The sequence below is a fragment of the Nocardiopsis sp. FIRDI 009 genome (assembly GCF_003386285.1).
Classification (GTDB): Bacteria; Actinomycetota; Actinomycetes; order Streptosporangiales; family Streptosporangiaceae; genus Nocardiopsis.
In genome coordinates this window covers 1-15,876 of sequence record NZ_QPNC01000031.1, presented here as the reverse complement: position 1 = coordinate 15,876, position 15,876 = coordinate 1, and the positions used below count along the sequence as shown (strand labels likewise).

Annotated in this window: 18 protein-coding genes and 1 tRNA gene; 10 read left to right on the top strand and 9 right to left on the bottom strand. The window is 69.1% G+C overall.

Translation table 11 applies throughout. The annotated features are described in order from the left end of the window. Positions 1–3: 3 nt before the first annotated feature. From DVR05_RS22655 to DVR05_RS22635, 5 genes are all read left to right on the top strand, one after another. Entirely contained in the window at positions 4–1,410 is a 1,407-nt protein-coding gene (locus DVR05_RS22655) for an FtsW/RodA/SpoVE family cell cycle protein (RefSeq protein ID WP_116247929.1), read from the top strand. Next, positions 1,407–2,873 (top strand): penicillin-binding protein 2, encoded by a 1,467-nt coding sequence (locus tag DVR05_RS22650; RefSeq protein ID WP_116247928.1) that lies wholly within the window; start codon positions 1,407–1,409, stop codon positions 2,871–2,873. Before DVR05_RS22655 ends, DVR05_RS22650 begins: the two co-directional genes overlap by 4 nt. Then, positions 2,870–4,345 (top strand): serine/threonine-protein kinase, encoded by a 1,476-nt coding sequence (locus tag DVR05_RS22645; RefSeq protein ID WP_116247927.1) that lies wholly within the window; start codon positions 2,870–2,872, stop codon positions 4,343–4,345. The genes DVR05_RS22650 and DVR05_RS22645 overlap by 4 nt, the downstream gene beginning before the upstream one ends. A gap of 80 nt (positions 4,346–4,425) precedes the next feature. After that, the gene (pknB, locus tag DVR05_RS22640) at positions 4,426–6,261 is read left to right on the top strand and encodes a Stk1 family PASTA domain-containing Ser/Thr kinase (protein WP_116247926.1); all 1,836 of its coding nucleotides are present in this window, start codon (positions 4,426–4,428) and stop codon (positions 6,259–6,261) included. Positions 6,262–6,443: 182 nt separating this feature from the next. Then, positions 6,444–6,698, top strand: a complete 255-nt coding sequence (locus DVR05_RS22635) for a cell division protein CrgA (RefSeq protein WP_116247925.1) — start codon at positions 6,444–6,446, stop codon at positions 6,696–6,698. Positions 6,699–6,863: 165 nt separating this feature from the next. Here DVR05_RS22635 and DVR05_RS22630 read toward each other — a convergent pair whose 3' ends face one another. After that, positions 6,864–7,748: a rhomboid family intramembrane serine protease gene (locus DVR05_RS22630; RefSeq protein ID WP_198659300.1), complete on the bottom strand. Its 885-nt coding sequence runs from the start codon at positions 7,746–7,748 to the stop codon at positions 6,864–6,866. Between the two features lie 42 nt (positions 7,749–7,790). Next, positions 7,791–8,315 (bottom strand): peptidylprolyl isomerase, encoded by a 525-nt coding sequence (locus tag DVR05_RS22625; protein WP_116247924.1) that lies wholly within the window; start codon positions 8,313–8,315, stop codon positions 7,791–7,793. Between the two features lie 211 nt (positions 8,316–8,526). On the opposite strand from DVR05_RS22625, the gene DVR05_RS22620 reads away from it, so the two are divergent. Further along, positions 8,527–9,069 carry a hypothetical protein gene (locus DVR05_RS22620; protein WP_116247923.1) on the top strand — a complete coding sequence of 181 codons (543 nt, stop codon included), beginning with the start codon at positions 8,527–8,529 and terminating at the stop codon, positions 9,067–9,069. Between the two features lie 38 nt (positions 9,070–9,107). Here DVR05_RS22620 and DVR05_RS22615 read toward each other — a convergent pair whose 3' ends face one another. The 4 genes from DVR05_RS22615 to DVR05_RS22600 all read right to left on the bottom strand — a co-directional run bounded on the left by DVR05_RS22615 (position 9,108) and on the right by DVR05_RS22600 (position 11,715). Continuing rightward, positions 9,108–9,710, bottom strand: a complete 603-nt coding sequence (locus tag DVR05_RS22615; protein WP_369974574.1) for a DUF1707 and DUF4870 domain-containing protein — start codon at positions 9,708–9,710, stop codon at positions 9,108–9,110. A 213-nt stretch (positions 9,711–9,923) separates the two neighbouring features. Further along, positions 9,924–10,238 carry a WhiB family transcriptional regulator gene (locus DVR05_RS22610; protein ID WP_116247921.1) on the bottom strand — a complete coding sequence of 105 codons (315 nt, stop codon included), beginning with the start codon at positions 10,236–10,238 and terminating at the stop codon, positions 9,924–9,926. Between the two features lie 595 nt (positions 10,239–10,833). Further along, the gene (locus DVR05_RS22605; RefSeq protein ID WP_116248010.1) at positions 10,834–11,382 is read right to left on the bottom strand and encodes a hypothetical protein; all 549 of its coding nucleotides are present in this window, start codon (positions 11,380–11,382) and stop codon (positions 10,834–10,836) included. Positions 11,383–11,487: 105 nt separating this feature from the next. Then, a complete protein-coding gene (locus tag DVR05_RS22600; RefSeq protein ID WP_157982513.1) occupies positions 11,488–11,715 on the bottom strand; it encodes a hypothetical protein in 228 nt (75 codons plus the stop codon). A 583-nt stretch (positions 11,716–12,298) separates the two neighbouring features. Here DVR05_RS22600 and DVR05_RS28015 point away from each other — a divergent pair. From DVR05_RS28015 to DVR05_RS22590, 3 genes are all read left to right on the top strand, one after another. Then, positions 12,299–12,886 (top strand): replication initiator, encoded by a 588-nt coding sequence (locus DVR05_RS28015; RefSeq protein WP_369974573.1) that lies wholly within the window; start codon positions 12,299–12,301, stop codon positions 12,884–12,886. Between the two features lie 298 nt (positions 12,887–13,184). Next, complete coding sequence (locus DVR05_RS28010) at positions 13,185–13,316, top strand: hypothetical protein (protein ID WP_369974572.1); 132 nt, start codon at positions 13,185–13,187, stop codon at positions 13,314–13,316. Between the two features lie 88 nt (positions 13,317–13,404). Beyond that, the gene (locus DVR05_RS22590) at positions 13,405–13,563 is read left to right on the top strand and encodes a hypothetical protein (protein WP_232832269.1); all 159 of its coding nucleotides are present in this window, start codon (positions 13,405–13,407) and stop codon (positions 13,561–13,563) included. Positions 13,564–13,655: 92 nt separating this feature from the next. On the opposite strand, the gene DVR05_RS22585 is transcribed toward DVR05_RS22590, so the two are convergent. The 3 genes from DVR05_RS22585 to DVR05_RS22580 all read right to left on the bottom strand — a co-directional run bounded on the left by DVR05_RS22585 (position 13,656) and on the right by DVR05_RS22580 (position 14,944). Next, a tRNA-Ala gene (locus DVR05_RS22585) sits at positions 13,656–13,728 on the bottom strand. 148 nt (positions 13,729–13,876) lie between these two features. Beyond that, entirely contained in the window at positions 13,877–13,999 is a 123-nt protein-coding gene (locus DVR05_RS27580) for a DLW-39 family protein (protein WP_014912962.1), read from the bottom strand. 114 nt (positions 14,000–14,113) lie between these two features. After that, positions 14,114–14,944, bottom strand: coding sequence for a helix-turn-helix transcriptional regulator (locus DVR05_RS22580; RefSeq protein ID WP_116247919.1), 831 nt, complete (start codon positions 14,942–14,944; stop codon positions 14,114–14,116). 163 nt (positions 14,945–15,107) lie between these two features. Here DVR05_RS22580 and DVR05_RS22575 point away from each other — a divergent pair, with 163 nt between their 5' ends. Then, positions 15,108–15,416 carry a hypothetical protein gene (locus DVR05_RS22575; protein ID WP_116247918.1) on the top strand — a complete coding sequence of 103 codons (309 nt, stop codon included), beginning with the start codon at positions 15,108–15,110 and terminating at the stop codon, positions 15,414–15,416. Positions 15,417–15,876 lie beyond the last annotated feature (460 nt).

The following is a 15,876-nucleotide window of genomic DNA, read 5'->3' as shown; positions in this document are numbered from 1 at the left end:
CCCTTGAGCACCGCCACCGCGGAGGCGCCCACCGCGCTCCCCCCGATCAAGCGGCGCAACGCCGAACTCGTCCTCGTCGCGGTCGCCATCGCCATCACCATGGCCGGGATCGCCATCGCCGGACTCAACCTGAACGGCAGCATCCCCTCGGCGATGTGGACCGTCGGCCTGACCTTCGGCGTCCTGGCCATCGCGGCCCACGTCGCGATGCGGTTCTTCGCCCCCTACGCGGACCCGCTGATCCTGCCCTGCACCCTGTTCCTCAACGGGATCGGGGTCGCGATGATCTGGCGGCTGGCCGCGGTCAAGGCCGAGGACATCGAGCGGGCCGGGGCGGGCATGCAGCTCGTCTGGTCCGGGGTCGGGCTCGTCTTCTGCTTCCTGATCATCATCTTCCTCAAGGACCCCCGGGTCCTCCAGCGCTACACCTACATCAGCGGCCTGACCGCGATCGTCCTGCTCCTCCTGCCCGCCATCCCGGGCCTGGGCCACGAGGTCTACGGCGCCCGGCTGTGGATCAATCTCGGGCCGTTCACCATGCAGCCCTCGGAGTTCGCCAAGATCGCGCTGGTGGTCTTCCTGGCCTCCTACCTGATGAACAAGCGGCAGGTCCTGGCGATCGTCGGCAAGCCGATCAAGATCGGCCGGTTCAAGATCATCGACCTGCCCCGCGGGCGCGACCTCGCCCCGATCGCCGTCGGCTGGGTGATGGCCATCGGCATGCTGGTGCTCCTGCGTGACCTGGGCACCTCCCTGCTGCTCTTCGGCACCTTCCTGGCCATGCTCTACGTGGCCACCCAGCGCTCCTCGTGGGTGACCATCGGCCTGGGGCTGTTCATGGCCGGCGCCACCGTCGCCTACCTCCTCTTCTGGCACGTGCAGGCCCGCGTGAACATCTGGCTGAACGCCTTCGACCAGGAGGTCTACTACGAACAGGGCGGCAGCCAGCAGCTCGTGCAGGGCATCGTCGGCCTCGGCTACGGCGGCCTGTTCGGCACCGGGCTCGGCGGCGGCGAGGCGGACAAGATCTTCGCCGCGGAGAGCGACTTCATCCTCGCCTCGCTCGGCGAGGAGCTCGGGCTGACCGGCCTGCTCAGCGTGCTGATCGTGCTGTTCCTCCTGGTGGAGCGCGGCATGCGGATCGCCCTGGCGTCCACCATCCCGTTCAACAAGCTACTGACCAGCGGCATCGCCTTCGTCCTCGCCTACCAGGTCTTCATCGTCCTGGGCGGGCTGACCAGGGTCATCCCGCTGACCGGTTCGACCACACCCTTCATGGCGGCCGGCGGTTCGGCCCTCATGGCGAGCTGGATCATGATGGGCATCCTGCTGCGGATGAGCGACATCGCCCGCAGGCCGGCACCGCAAGCGATTCAGGACGAGGGCGCGACCCAGGTGATCAGCCGATGAACACTCCGATCCGCCGACTCAGCATCTTCACGATGGCGCTGTTCGCGATCCTGATGCTGAACCTGACCTGGATCCAGGGGTTCCGCGCGGACGCCCTGATCGAGGACCCGCTCAACACGCGCCAGTACAGCGAGCACCTCAGCCGGCCGCGCGGCCCGATCGAGGTCGCGGGGGAGAGCATCGCCTTCTCGGAGGACGTCTCCGAGGAGGGCGGCAGCCCCCTCTACCAGCGCGAGTACACCGGCGGCGGCATGTACACGCCGATCACCGGCGTCCTGAGCGTGTACAGCACCACCGGCATCGAGAGGGCGCAGAACTCACTGCTCGACGGCACCGACGACCGGCTCGCCGTGCGCAACTTCCGCGACATCATCACCGGCCGCGACCCCGAGGGCGCCCGGGTCCAGCTGACGCTCAACCCGGCGGTCCAGGAGGCGGGATACACCGCCTTCCGGGACGGGGGCCTGCAGGGCGCCGCGGTGGCGCTCGACCCGAACACCGGGGCGGTGCTCGGAGCCGTCTCCTACCCCACCTTCGACGCCAACGACGTCGCGAGCGTCACCGACCGGAACACGGCGGTCGCCAACTTCCAGGCGCTGGAGAACGACCCGGACCAGCCGCTCCTCAACCGCGCGTTCGAGGCGCGCTACCCCCCGGGCTCCACGTTCAAGGTGGTGACCGCGGCTGCGGCGATCGAGTACCTGGACGCCACGCCCGAGACCACGCAGGAGGCCCCGGACAGTCTCACCTTCCCGACCGGGCCCCCGCTGCCCAACGCCACGTCGGGCGGCACCTGCAACGGCGGCGCGCCGGACACCCTGGCGCACTCGATCCAGATCTCCTGCAACACGTCCATGGCCAACTGGGCGATCGACGTGGGCGGCCAGAACCTGTCGGACCAGGCCGCCGCCTTCGGGTTCAACCCGCCCGAGGGCGAGGAGCTCCAGGTGCCGCTGGACGTCATCGCGAGCAACGCCCCGGTGGAGACCGAGGAGAGCATCCTCGGCCGCGCGGGCATCGGCCAGGCCAACGTCGAGGCCACGCCGCTCCAGATGGCGATGGTGGCCGCGGGCGTGGCCAACCAGGGTGAGGTCATGCGCCCCTACGTGGTCGACTCGGTGCTGGACTCGGACATGTCCGTGGTCACCGAGACCCAGCCGGAGAGCTTCTCGCAGGCGGTCGAGCCGAGCACCGCCGAGGACCTCCGCGACATGATGGTCCTGGTCACGGGTCCGAACGGTTCCGGTACCAACGCCGCGATCCCCAACGTGGAGGTCGCGGGCAAGACCGGTACCGCCGAGACCGGTGGCGACCAGGGTACGCACAACTGGTTCATCGGCTTCGCCCCGGCCGACGACCCCGAGATCGCGGTCGCGGTCGTGGTCGAGCACGGCGGCGCCAGCGGCAACCAGCTGGCGGCGCCGATCGCGCGCGCCATGATGGAGGCAGTGGTACTGGAGTGAGCGCCTACGAGCCCTCGGATGGTCCCGGTGGACTCACCGGGACCGTTCTGAGTTCCCGCTACCGCCTGGAGGAACAGGTGGGTTCCGGCGGCATGGGCACCGTCTGGAAGGCGACGGACACGCTGCTCAACCGGCCTGTGGCCGTGAAGCTGCTGCATCCCTCGCAGATGGCGGAGCCGACGGCGCGGCAGCGGTTCCGCACCGAGGGCCGGATCACCGCGGGCCTGTCCCACCCGGGGATCGCCCAGGTCTACGACTACGGTGAGGAGGACGGGCGCGCCTTCCTCATCATGGAGCTCGTGGTCGGGGAGCCGCTCTCCCAGCTGCTGCGTGAGCAGGGCCGGCTGAGCCCGGACCAGACCCTCGACTTCGTCTGCCAGGCCGCCCAGGCCCTGGCCGCCGCGCACGCGCGCGGTGTGGTCCACCGCGACATCAAACCGGGCAACCTGCTGGTCACCGGCGACGGCCAGATCAAGCTCACCGACTTCGGCATCGCCCGAGGCGACATGTCGGTCACGCTCACCCAGACCGGCATGGTCATGGGGACGGCGCAGTACATCTCGCCGGAACAGGCCTCCGGGCGGCCCGCGAGCGCGGCCTCGGACCTGTACGCGCTCGGTGTGGTCGCCTACGAGTGCCTGGCGGGCCAGCCGCCGTTCACGGGGGACAACCCGGTGGCGCTCGCCCTGGCCCACACCCGCGACGAGCCCCCGGAGCTGCCCGACGACGTCCCGGCCGAGGTCGACGACCTCGTGTCGGCCCTGCTGGTGAAGGACCCCGACGCACGCCCCGCCTCGGCGAGCGAGGTGGCGCACATGGCCGCCGTCATCCGCTCGAACGCCGGGACCGGACCGCCGACGCCCTCCGCCGGGTTCGGGTCCGTCGCCCGGACGGCCGTGGTCGGCGCGGTTCCCGACACCGGTCCCGGGAGCGGACGAACCGCCGATCAGGAGATCGTAACCCCTGGTGAACAAGGGGACTCGGCTAGGCTGTCGGGTGCGTCCCGGCGGCGTGTCCGACTCCCGGTCGTCCTCGCCGTGGTCGTGGCGACCTTGGTCGTCGCGGCCGCCGTGCTGGCCGGGTTCCTGTTCGACGGGACGCCCGGGGCCGACCCCGTGCGCGACTCCGTCGAACCCCCGGCCCCGTCGGAACCGTCCTCCCCCGTCCCCTCGGAGGCGGCGGAGGAGCAGGGCGGTGTGCCCGAGCGGCCCGTGGAGGGGGGACCGGACACGGGGTGGACCACCGAGCCGGAGTCGACCACCCAGGAGGAGGATCCCAGCCCGGAGGAGGACGAACCGACCGGCCCGGCCACCGACGAACCGTCCGCACCCGCGGAGGACGACGGGACTCCCCCCGCGGGCGACGACGGCACCGGCGACGGAGGCGACGGCGGCACCGGCGGGGAGGACCCCGGACCGACACCAGACCCGGAGGGCGGCGGTGGCGACACCACGTCCCCGACGGAATCATGACGAGGAAATGAGCGAACGACGCTCTGGGTAGGCGGCGGCCCGCGGGCGGCCACCGGAAGACACGAGGATTAGTACACGACATGTCCCAGCCCCGGCTCCTTGGTGGACGCTACGAACTCGACACCGTCGTCGGGCGCGGCGGCATGGCCGAGGTCCACCGCGCGCGCGACCTCCGGCTCGACCGGCTCGTCGCGATCAAGACCCTCCGACACGACCTCGCCCGTGACCACGTGTTCCAGGCCAGGTTCCGCCGCGAGGCGCAGTCCGCGGCCTCACTGAACCATCCGGCGATCATCGCGGTCTACGACACCGGCGAGGACGTGGTCGACGGGGTGTCCCTCCCGTACATCGTCATGGAGTACGTGGACGGGCGCACCCTGAAGGAACTCCTCGACGACGACCGGCGCCTGCTGCCGGAGCGTTCGGCCGAGATCGTCGACGGCATCCTCAACGCGCTGGAGTACAGCCACGACAACGGGATCGTCCACCGCGACATCAAGCCCGCCAACGTGATGCTGACCCGCAACGCCGAGGTCAAGGTGATGGACTTCGGCATCGCCCGTTCGATGGGCGACGACCAGGCGACCATGACCCAGGCCTCCCAGGTCATCGGGACCGCGCAGTACCTGTCACCGGAACAGGCGCGCGGCGAGCGGGTGGACCCGCGCAGCGACATCTACTCCACCGGCTGCGTGCTCTACGAGCTGCTCACCGGTCGTCCGCCGTTCACCGGGGACTCCCCCGTGTCGATCGCCTACCAGCACGTGCGCGAGGAGCCCGTTCCACCGGCCGAGGTCGACCCGCAGGTCCCGGACTGGCTGGAGGACGTCACCCTCCGCGCCATGACCAAGGACCGCGAGGAGCGCTACCAGAACGCCGCGGAGATGCGCGCGGACATCCAGCGCGGCCTGGCGGGGATGCCGACGCAGGCGGGCACCATGGCCATGGCCGCCGCGGGCGCGACCACCGCGATGCCGCCCGCGAACGGCGGCGGGTACGACGACTACGACGACGGGTACGACCGCTACGACGACTACGACGACCGCTACGAGGAGGAGCCGCGCAAGGGCGGCGCCGGCAGGGCCGCGCTGTGGGCGCTCCTGGCCGTGGGCGTGATCGGCTCCCTGGCACTGGCCTTCTGGCTGCTCACCAAGGAGAACCAGCCGACCGTCGAGGAGGTCGCGATCCCCGACGTGGTCGGCGAGACGGAGGACGCCGCCAGGGCGACCCTGACCGGTGAGGGCTTCGAGGACATCGCGGTCGAACAACAGGCCGACGAGGCCGAACCGGGCACCGTCCTGGAGACCGATCCGGAGGCCGGGACCCAGCACCCCGTGGACCAGACGGTCCTTCTGGTCGTGTCCTCCGGTCCGGAGGCCGTGGAGATCCCGGACGTGGCGGGGCAGTCCGAGCGGCAGGCCCGGAGCACCCTCGCCGAGCAGGGGTTCGAGAACATCACCGTGGAGCAGCGGGCCAGCCAGGACGTCACCCGGGGCAACGCGGTGGGCACCGACCCGCCCGCGGGTGACGAGGTGGCGCCGGGCACGGAGATCACGCTGTACGTCTCCTCCGGTCCGGAGCAGGTGCGGGTGCCCGAACTGGTCGGCATGACCCGCGATCAGGCCGAGGCCGCGCTGCAGCAGCTGGGGCTCACCGCCCAGTTCACCGAGCAGGAGACCGCGGACTCCACGGCGGGCCTGGTGCTCTCCCAGTCCATCCCGGCCGATCGGGAGGTCCCCGCGGGGACCACGGTGACGCTGACCGTCGCGGTGGCGCCCACCGAGCCCGAGCAGCCTCCGACGGGCGAGGAGACGGACCCGGAGCAGCCGCCGGACGAGGAGACCGACCCGGACCAGCCGGGTGGCCCTGGCGTCCCCGGTGACGACGACGGCGGGCTCTTCTTCCGGGAGCCCTGAGGGACCCGAGGGTGAGGGGCCGCGCTCGTCGGAGCGCGGCCCCTCGCCGTTTCCCGGAGATTGGGGCGGGTCGGAGGAGGCCGCGGAGGGGCGGATCGTGTCCGCGCGGCGGTGACGGGGGAGTGCCCCGGGGCGTAGACTGTGGAGCGTTTCGAACCGCCCACCTCTCTGGAGCAACGCCCGTGCCCAAGTCCCGCAGCGACCGCAAGAAGAAGGCCGTCTACACACCGCCTCCTTCGAAGGAGAAGCCCAAGGTCACTCCGCGCTGGCTGGTTCCGACCATGCTGGGCTTCTTCATCGCGGGCATCCTCTGGATCGGTGTGTACTACATCGCCGGTCAGTACGTGCCGTACATGCAGGACTGGCACAACTGGAACCTGCTCATCGGCTTCAGCGGCATCATCGTGGCCGTCATCCTGTCCACTCGCTGGCACTGACGGACGTACCCCCCAGGGTTTCCACAGGGTTATCCACAGGCTGTGGGTAGCCGTTCTCGGCGTGCCCGCGTCCCCGGCGGTTCGGGCCGGACACACGAGGGGCCCCGGACGCGTGTCCTGGGGCCCGTGTTCCGGGGAGTGGTCCCGCGCGGTGCTCGACGCCGGTCAGACGAGCCCTGGGACGACGAGCAGCGAGGCCACGAGGAGGACGGCGAAGGCCGCCGTCACCAGCGTGTGGACGACCGTGCGCGCCGTCGTCCCCGCGTCCCGTCCCGGAAGGTGGGCGAAGACCGCTCCCAGGACCAGCCCGGCCACCAGACCACCGATGTGGGCGGTCCAGGAGATGTTCGGGACGACGAAGGTCAGCACCAGGTTGACCGCCAGGAGCGCACCGACCATCCGCAGGTCCAGCCCGAGCTTCCGGCCGATCACGAACACCGCCCCGAAGAGCGCGAAGATCGCGCCGGACGCCCCGACTGCGAACCCGTGCGGCTCGACGAGCGTGGTGAGCACCGACCCGGCGACGGCGCCCAGGACCCACAGCGCGACGAACCGCCCGTGGCCCAGCCAGCGTTCCAGCTGCGTGCCGAGGAGGAACATCGCATAGCCGTTGAACAGCAGGTGGAGGACCCCGCCGTGCAGGAACGCGGCGGTGATCAGCCGGTACCACTCGCCGCTCAGGACTCCGAGCGTCTCCCCCTGCTCGGTGACCCCGAAGCCCAGCATGCCGAACTCCCAGACCAGGGGCGAGGATCCGGCCGCCCCGGTCCCGGTCACCAGCTGGGCCAGGTAGCCCGCCGCCATCAGGCCCAGGATCGTCCAGGTGACGTAGGGCTTGCTCACGGCCCTGCCGCCGAAGACGGTGCGGACCGGACGCGTCGCGCGCCTGCCCGCCGCCACGCAGTTCGGGCACTGGAACCCCACCGACGCCTCGACCATGCAGTCCGGGCAGATGGGCCGTTCGCACCGGGTGCAGCTGACCCCGGTCTCCCGGTCGGAGTGCCGGTAGCAGGTGCGCGGTACGCCGGGGGGCGGTGGCGACGCGGTCATGGGCGGGTTCTCACTCCTCGGGCTCTGGGCACGTCGGGTCCGCTATCGGGTGATCTCGACGGACTCGACGGTGACGTCCGTGAGCGGACGGTCGTTCGGGTCGGTCTTGACCTCGGAGATCCTCTTGACCACGTCGGAGCCCTCGACGACCTCGCCGAAGATGGTGTGGCGGCCGTTGAGCCAGTCCGGCGTGCCGACGGTGATGAAGAACTGCGAGCCGTTCGTGCCCGGGCCGGCGTTGGCCATGGCGAGCAGGAACGGGCGGTCGAAACGGAGCTTCGGGCTGATCTCGTCACCGAAGGTGTAGCCGGGGCCGCCGCGGCCGGTACCGAGCGGGCAGCCGCCCTGGATCATGAAACCGTCGATGACCCGGTGGAAGATCGTGCCCGCGTACAGGCTGTCGTTGGACATCTTCCCGGTGGCGGGGTCCATCCACTGCTTGGAACCCTCGGCGAGGCCGATGAAGTTGGCGACCGTCTCGGGAGCGTCCTCCTCGAACAGCCTGACGACGATGGTTCCTTCGGAGGTCTGCAGCCGCGCGGTGGGCTGACCCTTGGAGTCCGACACCTATGTGCCTTTCGGTCGAGCGTACTTACGTGATCACGTTACCCGTCCGCCCCGGCCCCTTCGCCGAAACCCGGTTGACCTGTGGACAACCGTCCCGGTGTCGAAGCGCCAAACCCCGAAGGAGAGGACGTAAGTTGAGATAACACCCGGATAACACGGCGTGCAGCCGCCCGCTGGGTGGGGACCGAGAACGATCGAAGGAGCTGACGACGTGCCCATCACTTCGAAGCGTCGCAAGGCACGCAAGGAGGCGGAGGCGACCCTCGTCCGCCTCCAGGAACTGGCCCGGGAGCAGGCCGACCGATTCGGCCCGTACGCCGACCAGGCACGGGACCAGGCCACCCTGAGGCTCCTCCAGGCGCGCGGGTGGACCGCTCCCAAGCTGGAGACGGCCGCGCAGCGGGTCGAGGACACGGTGGCGCCCCGGGTGGCCGGGATGCTCAACGCGGCCGCGCACCGGGTCGACCCGCGCCCGGCGCCGCGTGGGAGGAAACTCCTGTGCGGGGGCGTGCGCGTTCCCCGCGCGGTGCTGATCGGTGGCGCCGCCGTGGTCGGCGGCGTGATCGTGTACTCGCTGATCCGGTTGCGCCAGGCGTCCCAGGACGCCGAGTGGCAGGAGCATCTCGACCAGGCCCGCGAACAGGTCCGCGAGACCCGCGAGAACCTGGAGGAGAAGGCGAGCGCGGTCAAGGACAAGGTCAAGTCGGCCGCGGGCCACGAGCGGGCCGAGAAGAACGGACACCCCGACCACTGACGTGCGGGGGCGCGGCGGCGCGTCCCCGCGCCCTTCCCTCAGTCGTCCTTGAGCAGGCGGAAGAACATCGGGTACCGCCAGTTCCTCCCCATGAGGGCGGCCAGCGAGGCGACGGCCGGGAGGATCATCAGGCCCAGGAGGACGAAGACGGTGACCACGAGCGGGACGACCAGCCAGAAGAGGAGCAGGCTGCCGAGCCCGGTGATCAGGCAGAAGAGCTGGAAGTTCAGCGACTCCATGGCCTGGCGGCGGACGTAGGGCGAGATCCTGTCGCTCGCCAGGAAGATCAGCAGCGGGGCCACGATCGGGAAGAAGTAGTTCCCCGCGTGGGCGCAGGCCGCGACCACGCGTTCGACCGGTGTGCTGGACGGCGGCGTCCCGGGGTCGGCCTTCTCCCCGGGGTTCCCGGGCGTACCGCCCGGAGCCGGTGTCAGGTCCCGGGTGAGCGGTTCCAGGTCGGCCCGCACCTTGGCCCGCATCGCGAGGTCCAGGCGCTGGTCGAACTCCTCCTCGTCCAGTTGGCCCAGACTGTAGGCCTCACGGAGCGTCTCGGCCACGGCGTCCCGGTCGGCGTGCGTCAGACGGAGCTGCGGCTGCTCCTGCGGGCGCCGCACCGGGTATCGACGGTCCTGCACTGCCACTCCCACTCCCAACGCCGAAGGGGGCACGGCCGTCCTCCCGCGTGCCGTGCTCCCTCCATCATGCGTCATGCGCGTGGCGTCGAACATCGGGGCACACCCTGATCCTCCCCTGATCCCCTCCTGGGGTGCCCCGACGGTGTTCCCTCGGGCTCCGCCCCGCTTCGGCCCGCCCTCCGCCCGGGGGGCTCTCCGCGGCGCGGTGGGAGGCCCCGACTAGTTCCGGACGGTGACGGGCGCGTCCCGGCGGGCCTGCTCCGCCTCGTAGCGCCGTTCGGCGGAGGTCAGCAGTTCGTACCAGTCGGTCACGTCCTTGCGCCGACGCAGCAGGGCACGGCGCTCGCGTTCGGTCATGCCTCCCCAGACACCGAACTCGATGCGGCTGTCCAACGCCTCGGCCAGGCACATCGTGCGCACGGGGCAGCCCCGGCAGATGAGCTTGGCGCGGTTCTGCGCGGCGCCCTGCACGAAGAGGGCGTCGGGGTCGATCTCCCGACATTTGGCTCGGGCCGCCATCTTCTCATTCCACATGTTGCCCCACTCCCAAGATCAGCATGTGTGGTGATCGGAAATCCCACCGGCTGGCGCAACCGCCGACGGGGGAGGAGGAGCGGCCGATCCGAGGACTGCCTGACGGGGGGCCGCGGCTCGTCTTCGGGGGTTGTCGTTTCGGCGCGCTGTCTTCCTCGTTGTCGCTGGTGTCGAAACTACGGATCGTCCCTGTTCACCAACAGTCCCCAAGTGGCCTATTTCTCATATGGCCCACTAGGACCATTGCACTTCGGGGAGGTGTCATCATACACACACGGAGAGTGACTACATGTGGTAGAGCCGAAGTCATTCCGCAGCAACTGGGATGACCTGCGAGTTCACCGCAACACCCCAGTCTCACGCGAGAGGGGACGAAGCGGGCACCTCACCCGTTCGGACTAGAGCCCGTGCACACAAAGCGACGGCCGCCCAGGCGTGTGCCCGAATATCCGTTTTTACGTCTTTGACGTGGAAAAACACGAGTGGAGCCAAGGGGAGTCGAACCCCTGACCTCCGGTGTGCGCGTCGCTTGACCGGGCCCGGGACCTGCACTCGCTCCGAGCACCTGCGCGAACCGCCCGGCCGGTTCCTACCCTCACCCCCTGGTTCCGGGGGTCGTCTGCAATGAATGTGCATCGCCGCGGTGCCACCGGGGCTCGGGCCAGAACTGGGCCAGGTACTGTTCGCGGCCTTCGAGGTCGCGTTGGGCCGCGGTGAAGCCCGGATCGTCGGTGTCCTCGAACTGGCTGAAGAGAGCTTCGTAGGCCCGGCCGACGAAGCGACGGTTGCGGTGGGACAGCCGGATCCGGTACCGGGCTGGTGTGGGCAGGGTCAGCAGGTTCTCCTGCGTCCCGGTCGTCATCTCGCTGACCCCGATCACACCGCTGGGAAGCGTGGTGGAGGCCGTGTGGGCGCTCTCCCACACCCTCCCTGGTTCAGCGGGTTCGGTCTCCCACGACTCCAGATCGAGGCGGACCAGGACGTTGGTCTGAAAGCTGCGCAGATACACCGAGCGCTCGCCGACGCTGGATGCGTTGAACCCGGGTAAGAGAGCGTCAGGCTCGGGGTGTTCACAGTCGATGATCTGGAAGACCCCGTAGTCCGGGTAGACGAGGGCCCGGCGCCTGACAAGGGGGCTGTGCACGGTGAAGCCTTTCGACTCCGTAGGGGCGATGGGCCACCGCGAGTAGGCCCCGGTGCCGTCAGAACGCCCTGCCCGGCTCCACACCACAGCGAACAGGAACCACCGTTACGGTTCGGATTCCTCCTCGGGCGGTGGGGCCTGATGAGGATCACGCAGTCGCCAGTACTTCTTGGTCTCGTCGTACAGCCCCCAGGCGAACCCCAACGTTCCCAAGGAGGCCATCCAGGAGAAGCGGCCTTCTGTGATCCAGAGGAACACCAAGAACGGCGGCCCTGCCACGGTCATGAATCCGCAGAAGATGATCATCCCGATGTTCTCCTTCTTGGCGTTCATGCGGTGGAGGTTGCTCGTTCCGTGATGGGGGGCGTGGGTTACGTGCGGGCGGAGGGCTCCCCCGCGAGTCCGGGACACGTACGTGTCCGACGACGACATCACCACCATGACCCAGGGCTACGGGTCGGATTCCTCCTCGGACGGAGCGTGTTCCTGATGTGCGAGAAAGTCGCGGCGTTCACGGTTGTATGTCCCGATCCCCACTGCCAGGTGGAAGACCCACGCCCAGATCCAGAATGTCGCCATGATGTTGATTTGGCCTTCGGTCAACCGCGTCAGTACCGCCCATACTCCTCCGAGCAGCACGGCAAGGGCGGAAACGATGATTGGCCAGCGATCCGGGGTCCAACACTCACGGGGTGGGCTCCTCGTCTGTGGGTGGGGTCCTCTGATGCGCTCGGAAGCGAACGCGGTGAAGCCAGTAAGCGATCAGAGGTTGAAGGGCGTCACGACATCCTGGCCGACCAGGATCAGAACGACTCCGGTCGTGGTGATGACGATGCTGATCGCCAGGTGCCACAGAGACGGCGGCTTGGGTTCCATGCGGTGGGGGTCTCCCGCTCTGTGGTTGTGTGGGGGTGGGTTGACGCCGACTCCTACCGGTAAGTCGACCCGCGCCGAACGGCTCGTGCAACCCCTGGCCCGCGAGGTCGCCGAACTTCCGGCCGCCGACCACGGGGTGTGTATCCGCCCGGTCTCCCTTCGACGTACCGACATCACCACCGGTGCCACCGAGATCATTGACGTTCCGTGCGAGTCCACCCTCGAATCCCGCTGCCCCGCCTGCGCCCAGCGGAAACGGTCCCTCCGTCGGACGCAGTGTGAGGAGGGCTGGCACCTCACTTCCGAGCCGGTGGTGGAACCCGACCCGCCCTCCGAGGCGCAACGGGGGTGGGTGGAACAGCGCGCCGTGATCACCGCCGAACGCGACCGACTCGCCTCCGCGGGGGCCACGTCGGCGGAGGACCTGGCCGCACTGGACGCGGCCATCTCCGACCTGGACGAGGAGATCAGCGCCTCCGGGCTCCGAGGCTCGGTCACCCGCTCGGCTGGCTCGTCGTCGCGATCGCGTCGGGTCCGCTCGACCAAGAGGCGTCAGGATGCCCCGGACCTTCCCAAGCGGCCGATAACCCGCAAGACGATGGCCACCCGGGGCACGATGCCCGGCTGAGCTGTGACAGATTTCAGCGGCCACTTATCACCAGGTGTGGTGGTCCCGGGCGGACCGGGTCGTATACGAGGGTGACCGGCTCCCCGTGTGGGATGAGTCGACTGGTGTCTATGTCGATCCGTCGACCGGTGAACTCCTGCCCACCCTGGGACGAGGCATTGGACGTCCTGGACGAGGATCCGGACGCGGAGCCTCATCACGTGGTGCGGTTCGGCCGACAGGTCGACGCCAAGGGCGTGGTCGCTGGTTCGGCGAACGCGGACCGGTGTGTGCGCTACCTGGCGACGGACACCACGACGTGGAGTCTCTCGCGCAGGAACAGCACGTGGACCGGCTGTTGGACGCGCTGCGGTTCGAACCGTGCGCGCACTGGCTGCGCTACGGGATCCAACCCGACCAGCCCAAGGCGGGGCTCCGACCGGGGTTCTGAAAGTCCAAAGCACACCGCCGCGAACACCTGGGCTACGCGGGACGCCGCGTCCCTCGCCTCGGGGGCGGACGTGAAGGTCATTCAAACGATGCTCGGGCACAAGACGGCGACCATGACCCTCGACACCTACGGACACCTGTTCCCGGACCGCCTGGACGAGGTCTCGCCGAAGATGCGGGACAAGCGGGCCGCCGCCCCTCGGAGGACGGACGCTTCGAAGGGGAGGAAACCCGACCGTGCAGCGTGACGACGCGGGCAATGTGCACCATATGTGCGACGGCCACCCGGGGCGCCTGCCCGGGTGGCCGTCGTTACGTCTTCGACGTGGCAAAACACGAGTGGAGCCAAGGGGAGTCGAACCCCTGACCTCCGGTATGCAAAACCGGCGCTCTGCCAGCTGAGCTATGGCCCCTGAACCCAAGGAGAGCATACCTTCATCCGAAGGCGGTCCCGGTCACAGGGACCGCGAAGCCGTGGGTCGCACCACGGGTACACCGGCCCACCCACGTCTTCGTGTCACTGACGGACGAGCGCGGGACGCCCGCTCGTCCGCCGCGCGATCAGCTCTCGCTGGCCGCCGTGGCCTCGGTCCACAGGTCGAGCTCGGCGCGGTCCGCCTGGATCTTGCGGTAGACGGCGAAAGCCCCGAGGGCCACCAGCGCCAGAACGATGATCTTCTTCACTGTCTGGACCCTTTCATCCGGTTCCTACACACGAGCACCCGCCGGGTGCGGGGGCTCCACAGAGAACTTTATGAGGTTGTCACCAAGAGACTAGCAAGGGATCCGACCGGGATCTCAGGTGAGCAGTGCCATACGGCGCAGGATGCCGACAGTGGCCTCGGGGGATGCCGCGACCCTGGTGAGTTCGGACCACACCCGCTCGCACGAACCAACCGCCTCCTCCGCCTCCACGATCGTCCCGCCCGGGGTGGTCTCCACGTACGCCAACGCGGCCTCCCCCTCGTCGAACTCAAGGACGGAGAAGGGCCCCGCGACGCCCCGGTGGGGCCCCACGGAGGTCGGGAGGAGCTGGAGTGTCACCCGGTCCGAGGCGGCGAGTTCGATCAGCCGACCGGCCTGCGCCCGGAACAGCGAGAGATCGGACACGACACGCTGGAGCGCGTCCTCCTCGACCACGGCGTGGTAGCGGAGCAGACCGCCTCCGTCGAGCACTTCCTGGCGCTTGAGGTAGGCCGCGACCATCCGCTCCACGTCCTCCTCACCGTGTCCCATGGCACGCGCGACGACGGCGGTGTAGTCGGGAACCTGGAGGAGGTCGGGAACGAGGATGCCCGAGTATGCACGGACCCCGACGGCACCCGCCTCGTTGCCCACGTAGGCCGACGAGAGCACGTCCTCGTACTCGGTCCACCACGGCCTCAACCGTGACTCCCGCACCAGGGTCAGGATGGCCTCCCGCTGGCCGCCGGTGACGCCGTAGAGACGGAGGAGGGCGGAGATCTCCATCACCGAGGGCCACTTACGGATGCCCGTCTCGATGTGGCCCAGTTTCGCGGGGGACCACTCCAGCTCCTCAGCCACGTCGCTGAGGGTCATTCCCGCCTCCACGCGACGGCGGCGGAGTTCCGCGGAGAGTCGACGACGACGAACCGTGGGGCTGCTCATAACACGGCTCCAATGACACAGAGTGAAGGTGTGTTCCCAGCGAAACACGGCATCTAGCATCTAGCAATGCGTTTCTAGAAATAGGACACCTCAGGTACCTCATATGTCGCAGGAGGAAACCGCGTACGATGGAGGCGCGTTCCCGCACACGTAGAGGACATCCATGAGCTATCCCATCGACGACGCCGAGCAGCTGATCGCGAACGCTGAGGCCGAGATGCCGCCGAGCACGCGTTCCCGCCTGATCGCGAAACTCCGGATGGGGAAGCACATCGACGATGCCGCTTCCGAACTGGGCATCACGCCCAGGACGGTCTTCTCCACCGCGCGCATCCTCCAGTCGTTCGGCGACCAGCTGGACGCCACCCTCACGGAGCAGCGCGACCCCGCGCTCCCGCACGGCACCGTCACGGGCTACAACAAGCGCTGCCGCTGCCCCGAGTGCCGGAGCGCGCTCCAGCAGCACGTGTAGTGTCCACGTCCGGCCAGGGCCGCCACCTGCGCTAACGCGCCGTTAACCCAGACTTCTCGAACGAATCCCGCCCACGCAGGCTTATCGGCTCGGAGTTTGGGGACATCGCCAACATGAACGAGCACGTGGACTGGTCGGCGATGAGCGAAGAGGACTTCGTGGCGCTGCTGCGGCAGCTGATCGAGAGCCCCGAGGCCGACGAGGACCAGTAAGCCCCCGGCGGACGCTCCCCGGGGCGGACACCCCGGGGCGGCGCGTGATGCGCCGAACCGGTCCTCCAGGTCCTCCGTGAGTCACAGTCGCGGGGTGACGGTCGTGTGCCTTCGGGCCGACACAGACGACCGGGCCCCGGTCTCACCGCGTCGTGCGTGCCGTATGCGATCCTCATGACACCCACGCGTGTTTCACAATCGCACAAGCCCGCGCACAAAAAAGAAGAAGAGGGCCACCCACAACAGGC